The 15,850-nt window shown below is 43.1% G+C and carries 14 protein-coding genes; 2 read left to right on the plus strand and 12 right to left on the minus strand.

Going from position 1 to position 15,850, the window contains the following annotated elements; translation table 11 throughout:
* Positions 1 to 2: 2 nt before the first annotated feature.
* The 3 genes from NT175_12640 to NT175_12650 form a co-directional block, all read right to left on the minus strand.
* On the minus strand, positions 3 to 935 hold the full coding sequence (locus NT175_12640) for a glycosyltransferase family 2 protein (GenBank protein ID MCX6235542.1): 933 nt from the start codon (positions 933 to 935) through the stop codon (positions 3 to 5).
* Between the two features lie 37 nt (positions 936 to 972).
* Positions 973 to 1,707, minus strand: coding sequence for an SDR family NAD(P)-dependent oxidoreductase (locus tag NT175_12645; GenBank protein MCX6235543.1), 735 nt, complete (start codon positions 1,705 to 1,707; stop codon positions 973 to 975).
* Between the two features lie 83 nt (positions 1,708 to 1,790).
* A complete protein-coding gene (locus tag NT175_12650; protein ID MCX6235544.1) occupies positions 1,791 to 2,849 on the minus strand; it encodes a ketoacyl-ACP synthase III in 1,059 nt (352 codons plus the stop codon).
* Positions 2,850 to 2,974: 125 nt separating this feature from the next.
* Here NT175_12650 and NT175_12655 point away from each other — a divergent pair, with 125 nt between their 5' ends.
* Positions 2,975 to 5,020, plus strand: a complete 2,046-nt coding sequence (locus tag NT175_12655; GenBank protein ID MCX6235545.1) for an AMP-binding protein — start codon at positions 2,975 to 2,977, stop codon at positions 5,018 to 5,020.
* Positions 5,021 to 5,092: 72 nt separating this feature from the next.
* Here NT175_12655 and NT175_12660 read toward each other — a convergent pair whose 3' ends face one another.
* Positions 5,093 to 5,329 carry an acyl carrier protein gene (locus tag NT175_12660; GenBank protein ID MCX6235546.1) on the minus strand — a complete coding sequence of 79 codons (237 nt, stop codon included), beginning with the start codon at positions 5,327 to 5,329 and terminating at the stop codon, positions 5,093 to 5,095.
* Between the two features lie 136 nt (positions 5,330 to 5,465).
* Here NT175_12660 and NT175_12665 point away from each other — a divergent pair, with 136 nt between their 5' ends.
* Positions 5,466 to 7,079 (plus strand): radical SAM protein, encoded by a 1,614-nt coding sequence (locus tag NT175_12665; protein MCX6235547.1) that lies wholly within the window; start codon positions 5,466 to 5,468, stop codon positions 7,077 to 7,079.
* On the opposite strand, the gene NT175_12670 is transcribed toward NT175_12665, so the two are convergent.
* The 8 genes from NT175_12670 to rplU all read right to left on the minus strand — a co-directional run bounded on the left by NT175_12670 (position 7,071) and on the right by rplU (position 15,630).
* Positions 7,071 to 8,192 carry an AMP-binding protein gene (locus NT175_12670; protein ID MCX6235548.1) on the minus strand — a complete coding sequence of 374 codons (1,122 nt, stop codon included), beginning with the start codon at positions 8,190 to 8,192 and terminating at the stop codon, positions 7,071 to 7,073. The two genes, NT175_12665 and NT175_12670, sit on opposite strands and share 9 nt — an antisense overlap.
* A 90-nt stretch (positions 8,193 to 8,282) precedes the next feature.
* A complete protein-coding gene (locus NT175_12675; protein MCX6235549.1) occupies positions 8,283 to 8,588 on the minus strand; it encodes a hypothetical protein in 306 nt (101 codons plus the stop codon).
* The gene (locus NT175_12680) at positions 8,585 to 10,558 is read right to left on the minus strand and encodes a hypothetical protein (GenBank protein MCX6235550.1); all 1,974 of its coding nucleotides are present in this window, start codon (positions 10,556 to 10,558) and stop codon (positions 8,585 to 8,587) included. Before NT175_12680 ends, NT175_12675 begins: the two co-directional genes overlap by 4 nt.
* Positions 10,559 to 10,657: 99 nt before the next feature.
* On the minus strand, positions 10,658 to 11,431 hold the full coding sequence (gene rsmA, locus NT175_12685) for a 16S rRNA (adenine(1518)-N(6)/adenine(1519)-N(6))-dimethyltransferase RsmA (protein ID MCX6235551.1): 774 nt from the start codon (positions 11,429 to 11,431) through the stop codon (positions 10,658 to 10,660).
* 52 nt (positions 11,432 to 11,483) lie between these two features.
* Complete coding sequence (locus tag NT175_12690) at positions 11,484 to 13,349, minus strand: tetratricopeptide repeat protein (protein ID MCX6235552.1); 1,866 nt, start codon at positions 13,347 to 13,349, stop codon at positions 11,484 to 11,486.
* Between the two features lie 41 nt (positions 13,350 to 13,390).
* Entirely contained in the window at positions 13,391 to 14,659 is a 1,269-nt protein-coding gene (gene serS / locus NT175_12695) for a serine--tRNA ligase (protein MCX6235553.1), read from the minus strand.
* Between the two features lie 116 nt (positions 14,660 to 14,775).
* Positions 14,776 to 15,045: a 50S ribosomal protein L27 gene (gene rpmA, locus NT175_12700; GenBank protein ID MCX6235554.1), complete on the minus strand. Its 270-nt coding sequence runs from the start codon at positions 15,043 to 15,045 to the stop codon at positions 14,776 to 14,778.
* A 36-nt stretch (positions 15,046 to 15,081) separates the two neighbouring features.
* Positions 15,082 to 15,630, minus strand: coding sequence for a 50S ribosomal protein L21 (gene rplU, locus NT175_12705; GenBank protein MCX6235555.1), 549 nt, complete (start codon positions 15,628 to 15,630; stop codon positions 15,082 to 15,084).
* Positions 15,631 to 15,850: the final 220 nt, after the last annotated feature.

Raw genomic sequence — 15,850 nt, forward strand, 5'->3', positions numbered from 1 at the left:
AATCAGATAATTTTTTTCACCATATAGGGAGGCTTTTTACTCTGCACCATATAAATACGGCTCAGATATTCACCTATAATACCCAGACTGAACACAATAATCCCGGTTGAAAACATAATAGCAACAATCAATGATGTATAACCCAGTATCGGAACATTGAAGAAAATCTTCTTGACAACAAAAAAGAGTCCGATTAAAAAAGTAAAGCTGGAGAATATCAGCCCGCCGTAAACCATGATTTTTAAGGGGACGTTGGAATAATACAGGATAATATTTGCAAATAACCGCATGAGCCTGAATCCATTGTATCCCGACCTGTTGAACTTGCGTTCCTCATGTTTTACACTTACAAAGGAGATATCCCGTGCATACCAGAGAAACAATTCATCAAGGAATAAAAAGTTCTGATGATGATTCAGCAGACTGTCGGCAAGCTCCCTGGTGATAAGCCTGAAGGATGATCCTTTTCCATGGCCCTTGACGAAAGCTCGCGATGACCGGTTAAATGAGGTGCTGTAAAATTTCCTCAGCCTCGATTGCTTTTTATCGGAATAGAGCCCGTAGATCAAATCCGCCTGGCTCTCATTGTAACCGGCAATGAGTTTTTCAATTTCTTCAGGAGGATTCTGGAGGTCATCATCGATGGTGATAATAAAGTTGCCTTTGGCATGATTGAGCCCGCAGAAGGTGGCATTATGCTGCCCGTAATTCTTGGCAAGCTTGATGGCAACGACCTTGTCGGGATGATTTTTTTTGATGGCAAGCAGCTTATTCCAGCTACTGTCCTTCCCGCCATCCTCTATAAAGATAACCTCAAAGGATTTCTGTAAATGGTCAAAAACACCGTTGATCCGTTCGAACAGCTCCCCAAGCGTATCTTCGCTGTTAAAAACCGGCACTACCACCGAATATTTTAAATTATTTTCATCCTTCATTTTTTATTTTTTATTTTTAATCTTTCATTTTTAATTATCATCCTCCTCCAAGTATTAAATTCGTCGCAGTTATCCATTTTGATGCATCTGAAAGAAAAAACACCACCGTATTGGCTACATCTTCGGGCTCTCCCAGTCCCAGGATTTGGAGTTCTTCTACTTTCTTGACCATTTCCTGCGAATATTTCTTAGCTGTATCATCCAGCATTGGTGTTTTGACAAATGCAGGAGAAATGCAATTGGATCTTATTCCTTTTGAAGCCAGTTCCAATGCAAGCACCTTAGCATAAGCTTCCAGTGCCGCCTTTGCACTGATATACATCGAGCCGCCCACAAATGGATACCGTGTCGAAATCGACGAAATGAACACCAGTGAGCAGGCCTTGTTCTGCAATTTCTTATGTGCCAAAAGTTCACTGGTCAGTAAAACAGAGGCGTTGAAGCTGATTTTGAAAGTTTTTTCAATATCTTCTTCCGTGATGAATCGGGCTGGAGATAGGGCGGAGATACCTGTGCTGTAAACAACTCCGTTCAGTTTGGGCAGCGTTCCAGTAAGAGCTGCAAGTTGTTCCCTAATGGTGAGGTCTGCCACAAAAAACCGGTGATTTTCGCCTTCCAGGTTTGCTAATGTTTCATTCAGCCTCTCTTCATTTCTTCCGGTAATGATGACCGTACCCCCGTAATGGCTGATCGATGTGGCACATTGCCGTCCCAACCCTGACGAGGCACCTGTGACAAGAATGGTTTTGCCTTTTAAACTAAATGCGTTCACTATTATTCAATTGTTATATTGTTCAATTGTTCTATTGCTGACTGCCAACTGCCGACTGCCGACTGCTGACTGCCGACTGCCGACTAATCCAACTCCACTATCTTCGGACACACAATCCTGTCCGTCTCCACAAAAACAGTCCCCCACGAAAGCCCTATACCGAAAGCAGACAGGATAAGTTTCACATGCCGGTGTTTTAATTCTTCCCTTAATTCCGACACCATGGTCAGTGGTACGGAAGCTCCGCTCGTATTGCCAAATTTATTAATGCTGTAAGGAACTTTTTCTTTTTCTACCCTCAGCATCTTGCGTAACGTCTCCATGATCAGCCGGTTAGCCTGATGAAATACCAAATAGTCAAAATACTCAAGGTTTTTCTGTGCATATTCCAGGGTTCGCTTGATATTCGGTACTACCTCTCGAAGTGAGAAGTTAAACACTTCGATGCCATCCAAAGCAATATGGAGATTATGCCTGTAAATGCCTTCACCGTACTTTTTATAGGTAAATGATTTTTTGTTCACAATGTTTCTCATGCCTCCGTCTCTGATGATGATGGCCTTATATCCTGAGCCATCTGTCTGCAGGTTAAATGGCATAGACACAGCATCTGTAACATATTCCAAAGCTGTGGCCGTCCCTGAATCCCCGAAAAGGGGATAAGTGCTTTTATCACGGTATGAAGAGCTGATGTTTGAAAGATCACCAACCAGTAACAGGGCTTTCTCTATCCTGGCGCTGCTCATCAGGCTGCTGATGACAGACAGGCCATAGATGTAACCGGAACAACCCAGGTTGATATCCAGTGCCATGCAGGTCTTTGGAAGTCCCAGCCTGTCCTGTAATATCGTTGAGGTGGCAGGGATAAGATAATCTCCCGATTGTGACACGAAGATCAGTGCCTGTATTTCATCTCTGTTCCATCCAAGTTCTTCCAATAATTTGACGGCAGCGGCATAACACAAATCTGAGGTGGTCATGCCTGGTGAGGCGATACGCCTTTTCTCCACTCCGATGGTCTTAATGAGAAGATTCCGCTCCTTCTGTGAGATCCAGGTATAATCCTGATTCGACACCTCTTTGCGGGGAACTGCAGCAGATATGCCGGCTATCTTGACGTTCGGTATGGTGAATAATGCCATCCTGGTATAAAAAAGTATTTTGAATGACCAAATATTTTTAACACTTGGTCTACAAATGTAACGCAATTTTTCATTCATCGGAAGGATTTTCTAATTTTGCAGACCATTGGATAATTCGGAACACCATGGCCATTACCAATTTTTTATCAGGTCAAATTCAGCAGCAGGACACGTATGATTATACCCTCACCGACATCCTGAAGCTTAGGGCTCAGGAAACACCTGGAAAGACGGCATATATCTATCTCCTCGACGGAGAAACAGAAGAGGTCGTGATCACTTATCAGGAACTGGACAGGAAGGCCAGGACCATTGCTGCCACTTTGCTTGAAGGCGGGATGACCGGTGAACGGGCGTTAATGCTATATCCTCCGGGACCGGAATTTATTTTTGCCCTTTATGGCTGTTTCTATGCCGGTGTGATTGCTGTGCCGGCTTATCCTCCCCGGAAAAATAAATCAATTGAAAGAATTCTGATAATAGTCAGGGACTCAGGTGCCAAAATGACGCTGACTACTAGGCAGATTATTAATAATATAGAAAGGAATTCCTCTGAATTCGAAGAACTTAATCACTTAAAATGGTTGGTTACTGATGAGATGGATTGGCTTTCTGATCCCATTGCTGAGTTACCTGTAATCGCTCCTGCATCGCTGGCCTATTTGCAATACACATCCGGCTCAACGGGTCACCCCAAAGGTGCTATGGTAACTCATACAAACATCATGAGAAGCCTCGAATATATTCGTCAGAGTTTTGAACTGTCTGTCAACAGCGTATCAGTCTCCTGGCTTCCTGTGTTTCATGATATGGGTCTTGTAGCGCACGTATTTCAACCTGTGAACTGCGGATTCTTGGGCGTCATTATGCCTCCCGTATCATTTCTCCAAAAACCTGTCAGATGGCTGAAGGCCATCACAAAATATAAAGCAACGTTCTGTGGCGCTCCGAATTTCGCCTATGATTTATGTGTGGATAATTGTACACCTGAAGATAGAAAAGAGCTTGATCTGTCAAGTTTGAAGACATTGTACAATGGTGCCGAGCCGGTCAGAAAGTCAACACTGGAAAGGTTCGTTTCAACATTTCAGCCTTACGGATTCCGCCTTGAGATGTTTTATCCCTGTTACGGTATGGCTGAAACTACCCTTATCATCGCCGGAGGCTTTGCCACGGAAAGACCTTACTTTTTGCCCGTGTACAATGAAGGGCTGGAAAAACATAAAGTCATTGCAGCACCCGATGAAGAGAAATCTGCAAGCATACTTGTCGGTGTTGGACATCCATGGATTGATACGGTCGTAAAAATTGTCGATCCCAAAACAAACAGATGCTGCTCTGAAAATGTGGTAGGGGAGATCTGGGTTTCAGGATCGATAGTCACAAATGGCTATTGGAACAGGCAGGACGAAACTGAGGTGATATTTCATGCACATACTGCAGATTCAGGAGAAGGTCCATTTCTTCGTACCGGGGACCTGGGATTCTTTTATAACAACCAATTATTTATTTCAGGCAGGCTTAAAGATCTCATCATTATTCATGGAAGAAATTACTATCCTCAGGATTTGGAGTACGTCGCTGAGGCCAGCCATCCGGCTGTACGTCCTAATTGCAGCGCAGCTTTTGCCGTGGATGTCGATGATGAAGAAAAAGTGGTAGTCGTGGCTGAAGTGGAACGCGAATACTTAAGAAACCTTGAAGGACTATGTGGTGCTATCAGGCAGGCTGTCAGCGAAGAGTTTGAAATCGACGTCTATGCCGTTCAGCTACTCAGAACGGCCAGCATACCGAAAACATCCAGCGGTAAGATCCAGCGCAGTGCATGCAGGAAGGGATTCCTCGAAAATACCCTGAATGCCGTCGGCTCCTCAATACTAGAAACGAAGGAATACTCAAAGGATATATTTGAAGTCCATCCCACTGGATCGATGCTGGACTGGCTTACATCATGGATAAGCACAAAATTTAAAATTGACAGGAATTCAATTGACGTTCAGAAACCCATCACCGTTTATGGACTGAACTCCATGAAAGCCGTCGAGCTGCAGAAACATTTTCTGGATATTTACGGAATAAACTTCCCCCCATATTTGTTTTTTGACAAGATCAGCATCAAAGAACTCGCAGAAAAGGCAGAGAATCTCATAAATGAGAGCAGGAAAGCTTAATAGAGTTTGTATCTGGCCCATTGCTTCAGCAATGGGAACCTTAATTAGCCCAGTACTTCAGCACTGGGGAATTTAAAGCTGCGTTCTGGCTTTGATAATTCCGAAAAGATCATTCACCGTCTTCGATGCCCTTATATCCTCAGCATTTATGACGACGTCATATTCCATTTTGACAAGAGCGATAAGAATCAATGCATTGATGGAATTCCATTCAAAAATCTCCCTGAAATTGCTTTCCGGCTTCAGCTTGCCCGGTTCAAGGTCTTCAAACTCTTCCTCTATCCTGATAATGAAATCCTCAACTTTCATCTTCTTTTAAATTTAAGACGGCAAAGTTAGAATTTTTTTATTTGTATTTTTGATAAAGCTTAATTTGTAATTCACCCAGGATTGAAATCCTGGGCTATTTACTCTGATGTTGTCTACTATCGCTATAATCGCCCCTATGTCCGATACCCGGCAGTATCACCTGGGCCTGACTTTAAAACTCAGGGATAGCAACCAGGAGCTTACCCTGTCAACTCTCAGGGAATTGGCACAAAACAACTTCAATACTGATAAAATCCAGCCTGTCCGGATAAACCAGGATAATATTCCTGCAGCAGGATTCTATTTGTCTGGCTTATTACGCGAAAATGGCTATGACACCATTCTCAGTAATAAGTGGGATGATGCTGACCTGCAAAAAATAGCCAGTGAGAATCCTTTAGCTGTCTGTCTCTCTTCTACCATGATTCTTAATACAGCATCCCTCAGGGAAATCCTGAATCAGATACGGAAACATTTCCCTGACACCACGATCATCGTGGGCGGCGTTTTTGTGTGGAAGTGCTATCAGTTTTATCTGATGAATGAAAAGCAACGTCTTGTCGCAGATGATTCTTCTCCCTTACTTTTTCAACCCGGAACATCTGATATTAAAGCTGATATTTTTGTCGTGTCTCCTCATGGGAAGGAATCATTGCTCCTGGTTCTCAGGGAGATTGAAAATGGCCATAAAGCCGGTTTCAGTTATATTCCGAACCTCGCTTTTCCTGATTATTCCAAAGGTTTCTTGTTTACTGAACGAAAAAATGAAGAGGTCGATTACAACACCGATTTCACCAGGTGGGACCTGATTGATGAACTGCCGGGGCAGATTCCTTTCAGAACTTCCATTGGCTGTCCGTGGCGCTGCCGGTATTGTGACTTTTACCAGGTGTATCCCAGGGTATTTTTGCGATCAAAAGAAAGCCTTGGCGCTGAATTACACATGATCAGGGAACGTCTGGGTGACAAGCCTTCAATTATTCATGCCACCGATGACAATGTCTTTATCAATGCGAAAAGGGTCACGGAAGTATCAGAGGCCATCATTTCATCAGGCCTTCAGCGGTGGATCGGATTCATGCGCGCTTCATCAGTAAATAAAAAAAATATCAATATTATCCGGCGCTCCGGCCTTCTTCTTTCAATCATTGGAGTTGAATCAGGCGACAAAGGACAGCTTGAACGCATGAATAAATCTCAGAAACTGGAAGATGTCAAAAATGGTATCGAACTCCTTGATAACCAGGGGATAACTGTAGTGATGACCTTTATCGTCGGATTTCCCGGTGAAACCGGTGAAACCATCAGCAACACGGCGAACTTTTTAAATAATCTGAATATTGGTACCGCATCTTCAAATTATCAGATTTATCCACTCGTTATTTCGCCTTTCAGCGACCTGGCTAAAGCTGACTTCCGCCAGAAATGGAATATAACTGGCCTGCTGGATAAATGGTCGCACTATACCATGAATTCTGATGAGGCCGTTGAGTACGGCTATGACCTGTTCCGGCAGGTCACAAAAGTTCCGTATCATTATTCAACAGAAAGAACATTTTATAACAGGGAAGCTTTTTCAGATGCACAAAGAAAAATCCTTTTCACCCTGCGGCAGCAGCTCACCCTGGAAAAGCTTCGGCAAGGAAACTGGGAGGGGATATTGCCATTATTAAAAGCTATTTCAGATACTCTGGGTTTTCCGCCATTTGAGGTCAATGAAGGATTTGGCAAAGAAATAATATTAAGATGACTTCTCCTGGAGTTGCCGGATTTCATTGATGACGTCATCAAATTCCCCTCTCATGTAAGCCGAAATGAGTTTGTAACGCTGTATTTTCCCGCTGCTGGTTTTGGGGATATGGTTTGACCTGATTGGAATAAAAACATCAATTGAAATACCTAAGGTTTCAAGGAATAAATTCCGGATCTTGTTAAACGTCGCCATTGTTTCTTGAGTCACAGAACCAACTAGAAATAATAACACTTTATCATGTCCCTTTGTTTCATCAAAAATACCTCCGATAAATGCCTTTCCAAAACTTACATCATCAACAGATTGTGCAACATGCTCAAGATCGTGAGCATAGAAGTTCTTTCCATGGATGAAAATAATGTCCTTATAACGTCCTGTTATATAAAGATTCCCTTCAAAAACAAATCCCTGGTCACCGGTTCTTAACCAATCACCACAAAACGCTTTTTGAGTTACTTCCGGATTATTGTAATAACCCGAAGTGACACAAGGGCCTTTAATCTGGATATGACCTATATTGGATTCTTTAATAGGCTGATCTTCATCATTAACTATTCTGTATTGAATATTATTCAGGGCCTTTCCCACACTTGGGATTAGTTGTGCTGATGAATCAATGTGGTCGGCCCTTACGGCTTTAAGGTTGAAATTCAAATCTTTTCTTCGGAAGGGCACAACTACCGGTTGATGCAGAAGTTCGGAAAAAGTGATGGCAAGCGTTGATTCAGCCATGCCATATACGGGCATCATAGCTTCCGGTCTAAACTTGTGAGGTTTTACATTATCGATGAATTCATTCATTATTCTCACAGAAATTGGTTCAGCGCCATTGGTAATGGCTTTTAATGATGACAAATCCCAGGTAATGGTTTTATTTCGCTTCAAATGACGTAATAATAATGCCTGACCGAAATTCGGACAACCGTTGATGGTAATCTTACATTTATCTATGATATCCAGCCATATAAAAGGTCGCTTGATAAAATCCATAGGATCAATATGATATTGACTGAAGCAACCGAATATTGGAGATAAATGATAGCCAACAAGGCCCATATCATGATATAATGGCATCCGGTTTACCATCCTGTCAGAGCCTTCAAAGCTCAATCCTGCACCAATTGATACTCAGAAAGAATGACTTTGGGGTTTCCTAAAATCCGAAAAATTCTATCCATCTTTTCAGCAGGCGGATTATATTCACTGAATGAAACAGGCAGCTGTAATATTGGTAGGTATAAAACGTCCTATAAAACACGCCCACAACAAAGGAATGGTTTCGGTATTATGATCAGGTGCCAGAATGACCTTATCACCGGCTGAAAATCCTTTTGAAAGTAAGCCGGATAGCAAATGAAGAGCCTTGTCCAGTAATTCAGGATATGTCTGAAATACAATGCTCTCATCAGGATTCACATAGCCTATGCCTCTGTCTGGATAATTTCTGGCTGCAAGGATGAGAATATCCTGCAGGGTTTTAATAGTGTCGTCGTTGTGATACATCATTTTCTCTTCTCTGCAGTTAGCGACAGCTCATAATAATGCCGGGCTTTATTCATGTCACCCTTATTCCGGTAAAAATTACTGAGATTCACACACAGCTTGACCTGCGGTACCTTCTCCACTGCTTGTTCCCAGTAATGGATGGCAGTCAGTGTATCAGACGATTGCAGGTAAAAATTGCCAATATTGATATAGGGGAGATCGGAGGCAGGCGCTAACCGCATGAGCTCTTCATTGGCTTTAATAGCATTGTGCAGATCACCCATCTCAAAATAGCAGCTCCCCATTTCTGTCAAAGCATACGTATTGCCAGGCTTGATTTCAAGGAACTTCCTGAAATTTTCAATGGCCTTATTGTACACCCTGGCCTTCCTGAATGACTGTGCCAGGTTCAGATAGGGCTCTGCGATTTTGGGATTATAACGGATAGCCTGCTCGAAGCAAATGATAGCTGAATCATACCTTTCCAAAGTGTAAGCATAAAACGACCCGAGGTTATTCAAAACTTCATAGTTTTCAGGCCAAAGTTCCAATGCACGTTTGTAATGCTTTTTAATGAGTGTGGTGTCTTTCTGAATACCCTCAGCATCAAAACGGCCCGACAAGTCAACAGTCAGTGCGCTGGCATATAAAACGTTGGCTTTTACCGACTTGTCCAAATACCTGATATCCCTTTCATAAAGTGTAAGATAATTTTTCCAGTGTTTGTTGCGCGTAATAGTTCGCACTGAATAGGGAATGAGAATCAGAAAGACCAGAATAATAACCGGAATTAGCTTGTTCTGCGGTATCTCGTTAACCTTTGGATCAACCCTGAAAATTTTGAAAATAAACCAGATCAGTGTAATGCTGAAACCCAGCGAGGCTGTCAGTAGATATCGCTCGGCAATGATACCGGGCGATGGAAGCACAATATTTGAATAAATGGCCATCGAAATAAGATAAAACAATATGGCAAACGACAGGATATGCTTCTCCCTGATCTTATAAATGGCATAAATTAAAATAGCCAGATGAAATATTATGGAAAGCATGACCCATATATTCCCCGGATTTACAACCGGTATCATATCATAACCATAATAAAATAGGAGGGGATGAGGGAATACAAGTAACCTGAGGTAATAGAGCAGCGCCAGGAATCCGGTTCCAATCCTCAGCCACATGCTATTCTCAAAAAAAAGAGGATTCTCATAGAACATCATCGGCCTGACATTCTCTGATATAAATAGCCTCGGAAGAATAATGACCACCAGGAAAACGGCTAATATTGCTGACGACAGCAGGAGGATTTTTTTCGTACTTATATCAGTGAAGAAATACAAAACAAGGGGTATGAGGGCAAGAAAAATCCCGATAGTGGGTTTGGATAAAATACCCAGGATAAAAAATAGTAATCCCCACACCAGCTGCCGGTTCCTGTTGGTACGGGAATAGTTAATGATGGCATTTAGCATGAGAAGCCCGAATAAAAAGCTCAGGATCTCCTCACGGTTTTTCAAGCTGGCGACAACCTCTGTGTGCACAGGATGTGCAAGGAATACCAGTGTGATAAACAACGGAAAATATGCCGCATAGCCTGATAGCAGTTTTTTCAGGATCGTGAAAAGTAAAAGCCCCGTGAAAGCATATAATAAGATATTGATAATGTGTGATATGGCCGGCTTTATCCCATATATGTCATATTCAATGGCATAGGTTACCTTCGATAAAGGCCGGTACCCATAGGTGAGTTCGCCTTCAGTGGCATATTTGGTGGAGAATATCTCAGGTATGGCTTTAATCCCCTTCTGAACAGTCTGATTAATATAGGTTACATTGTGATCATCCAGCGAAAACTTGTTATAAGCCGTATTGCCGTATAGAATCAGGGTGAACAGGATAATGATAAGGTAATTTAAACCGGTCCTTTGTTTAATGCTTAATTCTTTGTTTTCAGATTTCTTTAATAATTTCTTCTTTGCTTTGTTCATTTCGCTTTAACAGGATTTAAAATGTCACCTGGCCACTAAAATATGTATAGGATTTAATGCCGGTATCTGCGTGCAAAAATAAATAAATACCATTTGTCGTCACTCGGTTTTCTCAATCATCAGGCAAATTTGAACGAAATCATTAACCTCCAGCCGTTCAGCCCGCAATGAGAACATATCTGCAGCCAGAAAGCGTTTACCGGGATCGAATCCTTTCAGTGCATTCCTGAGTGTCTTCCTTCGTTGGTTGAAGGCCTTCTTGACTACTGTAAAAAATAACTTTTCATCACATTCCAGCCTGCCGGTCATGTTCCTGGTCAGCCGCACCACCGCCGACTTGACTTGTGGAGGAGGATAAAAAACCTGCTCACCGACAGTAAACAATAATTCAGGAGTATAAAAAGCCTGCGTCAGGACACTCAGGATGCCATATATTTTTGATCCGGGCTTAGCCACTATACGCTCAGCCACCTCTTTCTGGAACATACCGACCATTTCCGTGACCAGATCCCTGTTCTCCAATACTTTAAAGAGTATCTGGCTCGAAATATTATAGGGGAAATTGCCAATCACCGAAAAAGGCAGGCTGAAAATTTCTTTCATGTCCAGTTTCAGAAAATCCCCATGGATGATTTTTCCTTCTGATTCCGGAAGGGCTGATTTAAGGTATTCGATCGACTCACTATCAATTTCAACCGCTATAAAATGGAGGTCTTTATTTTCAAGAAGGATTCTTGTCAGAATACCTTTGCCTGCTCCCACTTCAATAACATTCCCTGTCGGTGCCAGCAGGCTCCCCGCAATCTTCCGTGCGATATTCCCATCCACCAGAAAATGCTGCCCGAGATACTTTTTTGGTCTAACATTCGCCATTCGCCATTCGCCATTCGCTATTCGCCATTCGCTATTCGCTATTCGCCATTCGCTAATTAACCTCATCCCCCCTCAGCTGCCTGTACCGTTTCCTGGCATCTGTCACAAAAAGGCTGCCCGGGTATTCCGATAGCAATCTTCTGTAAAGCTCCATGGCTTTTTCAGGTTGGTTGAGATTGAGTTCATTCAGCTGTGCCATTTTATACATGGCATTATCTGCAAGGATGTCAGCAGGATACTCATTCACAAGCCTTTCGAGCAAACTGTCAGCCTGGGCAAATCGTCCTTTATTAATCATGATATTGGCTTTTCTGTAAAGCACTTCATCGGCCAGGGCATGATAGGGGAAATTTAAATTGATGGAGTCGAGCACCGGCAGAGCCTGGTCTGGCTTATTCATGTAAGTGAGCAGGTCAGCCCTGGCAAACAGGTTCAAAGCTTTAAAGGTGCTGTCGGCATCCATATTATCGCTGATCAGAAGTGAAAGCTCCATGGCATCATTGGCAATAAGCTTTGAAGTGGCTGCTTTCAGCACGTCAAGCTGGGCTTTGGCCCACGCAAATTCGCCAATGTAATAGCAGAGTTTGGCATTTTTAAATTTGGCATCGTGACCCATCGGGTCATTCTTGAAATCCTTTTCCACCTGTGAATACAGCAGTGTGGCTTCCCATGGATCTCCGGTGAAAAGCAAGATGTCGGCCAGTTCAAGTTTGCACTCCGCCTTTTGCTGGCGGGATAAATTAGGTAGTAAAATAGCCTCGTTCAGAAGTTGCAGCGCCTGGTCGCTTTTATCCAGATAAAAAGCATCCAGGTGAGCCATATTACGTATTGCCGGAAGTGTCATCGTGCTCCTGCCAAGTTCGGAAAGGAGTGCTGTATAGTCCGTCTCAAGGGTGAGAACATATTCCCGGGAATAATTATAGGAATTGATAAGCTTGAGGAATTCCGCTCCCAGCAGCTCAATCCTGCTCTTCAGATACAGAGTGCTGCTGGCACCTTTGCTCGTAATAATATATTGATAGGCCTCGATAGCTACATCATAATTATTGTTGGAAGCACTGAGCTGTGCCAGGTTAAACACCCGCTGCCCCTCTTCATGGTACCTTCTGTCAAGGGCTTTAACCTGTGTCAGGGCGGTTTCAAAATCCTTTTGCTGAATGGCGAACCATAACAGCATCTCAGCATAAAATGGCTGATCAGGATATTTCTGGACACGGCGGAGCAATATCGTACGGAACAGCTCATTTTTTTTATCATCAGGATCATCACTCAACGTGAGCTGCAGCTTATTTTCAACAGCTTCGATCTGCGACATGTCATTTTCCAGAAGGTCCAGGTAAATGTTGAACATCTCCTCGTATCTGCCTGCTATATCGTATATCTGTCCAAGCTCCAGACTAAAAGTATATGAGTTTTCCAGCAGTTCCCTTCCCCTTATATAGGTTTGTATGGCATAATCCGTTTCTCTTTTCGACTGGAAAGCATTAGCCAGCTCAACGATGGCATTCCTGTCAGGTGGCAGGCTGTTGATGGCTTTTTCATACTGTTCGTTAGCTTTGACCGTTTCACCCGATGCCATATACACATAACCCAGATCAACAAGATAACGTACTTTCTCGGGATTTGCCCTGATCTGTTTTTTGACCAGCTTTTCAGCCTCTTTCATTTGATTAAGCTGTGTCAGACAATATAAATAATAGGTATAGTTAGAGTAGGTAGGATTCTCATTAAATAACTTTTCATATAAAACCGCTGCTTTTTCATACTCCTGGTTGCGGTAATACTGGGCTGCCAGCTGCGTCTCATCGGTTTGCTGCGGCTTCTGCCCGGGCCGGTACATGTTGTAAATAGCACCCTTGGGTGGCTCCACCTGCGCATTGGAAATGGAAATACATCCTGCCACAAGGGACAAACACATCAAATATGACATTCTTTTTTGCAAGCAGGCTATTTTATTTTTTATATTTTGTTGAATCCCGTATAAGGAACAATCGCCTTCGGCATCACAATCCCATCCCGCGTTTGATTATTTTCCAGCAATGCCGCCACCACCCTGGGTAACGCCAGAGCGCTACCGTTTAGTGTATGAGCCAGCCTGGTTTTGCCATCTGTATCCCTGAAACGGAGCTTCATCCGGTTCGACTGGAAGCTTTCGAAATTTGATACAGAGCTCACTTCAAGCCATCTCTGCTGTGCTGCTGAATACACTTCAAAATCATAGGTGAGGGCGGAGGTGAAACTCATGTCGCCGCCACAGAGTTTCATGATGCGGAAGGGCAGCTCCAGTTGCCCCAGCAATGCCGCCACATGCCGCCTCATCTCTTCCAAAACATCATAAGAGAGATCCGGGTGTGCAATCTGGACTATTTCAACCTTGTCGAACTGATGTAAACGGTTCAAACCCCTGACATCCTTGCCCCAGGAACCTGCTTCACGCCTGAAACAACTCGAGTAAGCCACATTTCTTACAGGCAGGTCTTCGGCATTGAGAATGATATTACGGTAAATATTTGTAATGGGTACCTCGGCAGTGGGAATCAGGTAAAAATTATCTTCTTCAACATGATACATCTGCCCGTCTTTATCTGGCAGCTGTCCGGTGCCATATCCCGAATCCGCATTGACCAGGAGAGGCGGCTGGTATTCAATATATCCTGCTTCAGTAGCTTTATCCAGGAAAAAATTGATGAGGGCCCGCTGCAACCGCGCTCCCTTGCCCTTGTAAAATGGAAATCCCGCCCCTGTCACCTTATTGCCCAGCTCAAAGTCAATGATATCATATGTCTTGCAGAGATCCCAGTGAGGCATGGCATCCTTGCCAAGATCGGGGATACGCCCCTCTTCGTAGACTTTTTCGTTAGCTTCAGCTGACCGCCCTTTTGGAACAGAGGCATGCGGCATATTGGGGACCTGGATGAGCAGCTCATTTAATTCTCTCGTCGCTGTATCCAACAGTTCACTGAGTTCTTTCGACCGACTCTTCAGAAGAGCTGTCTGTTCCTTCAGTGCCGGGGCTTCACCGGCCTTTCCCGCCGTGTATAACAGGCCAATTTCTTTTGCTATGCTGTTCATCTCTGCCAGAACATCATCAAGGTTTTTTTGTGTTTGTCTTCTTTGATTGTCAAGCGTCAACACTTTCCCTATGATTTCTGTGGCATCGAAATTTTTTATGGCTAACCGGGCTATGACTTCCTCCGGATGGTCTTTTATATATTGTACCTGTAACATGTTATAAGCATTTTGGCACGCAAAGGTAAATAAATAAAAAATCTCCTGGTAATTAACCCAGGAGATCTGTATTCGGGAGAAAATTTTAGGATCGGGTGTAAAAGCCCGCGTGATATCTATGATACTGATGCTTCCGTCGGAATAATGGATACATAAGAAGTATCATCCTTCTTTTTCCTGAATTCCACTTTACCGTCAGCAAGAGCATACAGGGTATGATCTTTTCCCATGCCTACATTTAATCCGGGATGATGAAGGGTGCCACGCTGTCTGACAAGAATATTACCCGCTTTGGCCACCTGGCCGCCAAAAACTTTTATACCTAAACGTTTACTGTGGGATTCTCTACCGTTATGGGAACTCCCAGCACCTTTTTTATGTGCCATATACGCGTGATTTTAAGGGTTAATAAACCGTGATCTTTATTCTTTTTCCACTACAGCGCTGTCATCAGCTTTTTTAGGAGCTTTTTTAGCAGCTGCTTTTGTACGTGGCTTCTTCACCTTTACAGTTTCTTCAGTTTTAGCTTCTTTTTTTGGTTTGACAGGCGCACTCTTTTCAGCTTTTGGAAAGGCTTTCTTTTTACTCACCGGTGGCTTTACAGGTTCCTCAACTTTCCTCTCTTCCTCTTTTTCTTCTGCTTTTGCGGCTTTCCCCGCTGATAACAGAATACTGTCAATCTGTATCTTGGTCAGATAATCACGATGACCATTTAATTTCTGGTAGCCTTTTCTTTTTTTCTTTTTAAAGACGAGTACTTTATCTCCTTTCAGGTGCGACTGCACTTTAGCCGTAACCACCGCACCATCTATCGTGGGCTTTCCAACCTGTATTTTACCGTTATTGTCAATGAGCAATACATTACTGAAACGAACTTCCGATCCTTCGTCACCTTCCAAACGGTGAACAAAGAGCTCCTGTCCCTTTTCAACTTTAAACTGCTGCCCGGCTATCTCAACTATTGCGTACATATTCGTCGGTTTTTAAGGAATATACCTTTAAAAATGGAGTGCAAAATTAGTAATAAAAATCAATTCACAATACAATTTAGTTAAATTTCTCCTATAAATCCTTTCCAAGTTATAACGCCTTTGGTATGCGAGTTTCTCCTGCGAGCTTAGCCAAACGAATGATTGGCATTAACTCATGTCTGTGTTCTTAAAGTCCTTTTCAGGACATGTTGCGTTGGTC

The organism is Bacteroidota bacterium (assembly GCA_026391695.1).
In the GTDB taxonomy this organism is placed as follows: domain Bacteria; phylum Bacteroidota; class Bacteroidia; order Bacteroidales; family JAGONC01; genus JAPLDP01.

Bases quoted from the DNA above. Each gene is read 5' to 3' on its own strand.
- NT175_12640 (MCX6235542.1), bottom strand. From the start codon at position 935: ATGAAGGATGAAAATAATTTAAAATATTCGGTGGTAGTGCCGGTTTTT.
- NT175_12650 (MCX6235544.1), bottom strand. From the start codon at position 2,849: ATGGCATTATTCACCATACCGAACGTCAAGATAGCCGGCATATCTGCT.
- NT175_12655 (MCX6235545.1), top strand. From the start codon at position 2,975: ATGGCCATTACCAATTTTTTATCAGGTCAAATTCAGCAGCAGGACACG.
- NT175_12660 (MCX6235546.1), bottom strand. From the start codon at position 5,329: ATGAAAGTTGAGGATTTCATTATCAGGATAGAGGAAGAGTTTGAAGAC.
- NT175_12665 (MCX6235547.1), top strand. From the start codon at position 5,466: ATGTCCGATACCCGGCAGTATCACCTGGGCCTGACTTTAAAACTCAGG.
- NT175_12675 (MCX6235549.1), bottom strand. From the start codon at position 8,588: ATGATGTATCACAACGACGACACTATTAAAACCCTGCAGGATATTCTC.
- NT175_12680 (MCX6235550.1), bottom strand. From the start codon at position 10,558: ATGAACAAAGCAAAGAAGAAATTATTAAAGAAATCTGAAAACAAAGAA.
- rsmA (MCX6235551.1), bottom strand. From the start codon at position 11,431: ATGGCGAATGTTAGACCAAAAAAGTATCTCGGGCAGCATTTTCTGGTG.
- NT175_12690 (MCX6235552.1), bottom strand. From the start codon at position 13,349: ATGTGTTTGTCCCTTGTGGCAGGATGTATTTCCATTTCCAATGCGCAG.
- serS (MCX6235553.1), bottom strand. From the start codon at position 14,659: ATGTTACAGGTACAATATATAAAAGACCATCCGGAGGAAGTCATAGCC.
- rpmA (MCX6235554.1), bottom strand. From the start codon at position 15,045: ATGGCACATAAAAAAGGTGCTGGGAGTTCCCATAACGGTAGAGAATCC.
- rplU (MCX6235555.1), bottom strand. From the start codon at position 15,630: ATGTACGCAATAGTTGAGATAGCCGGGCAGCAGTTTAAAGTTGAAAAG.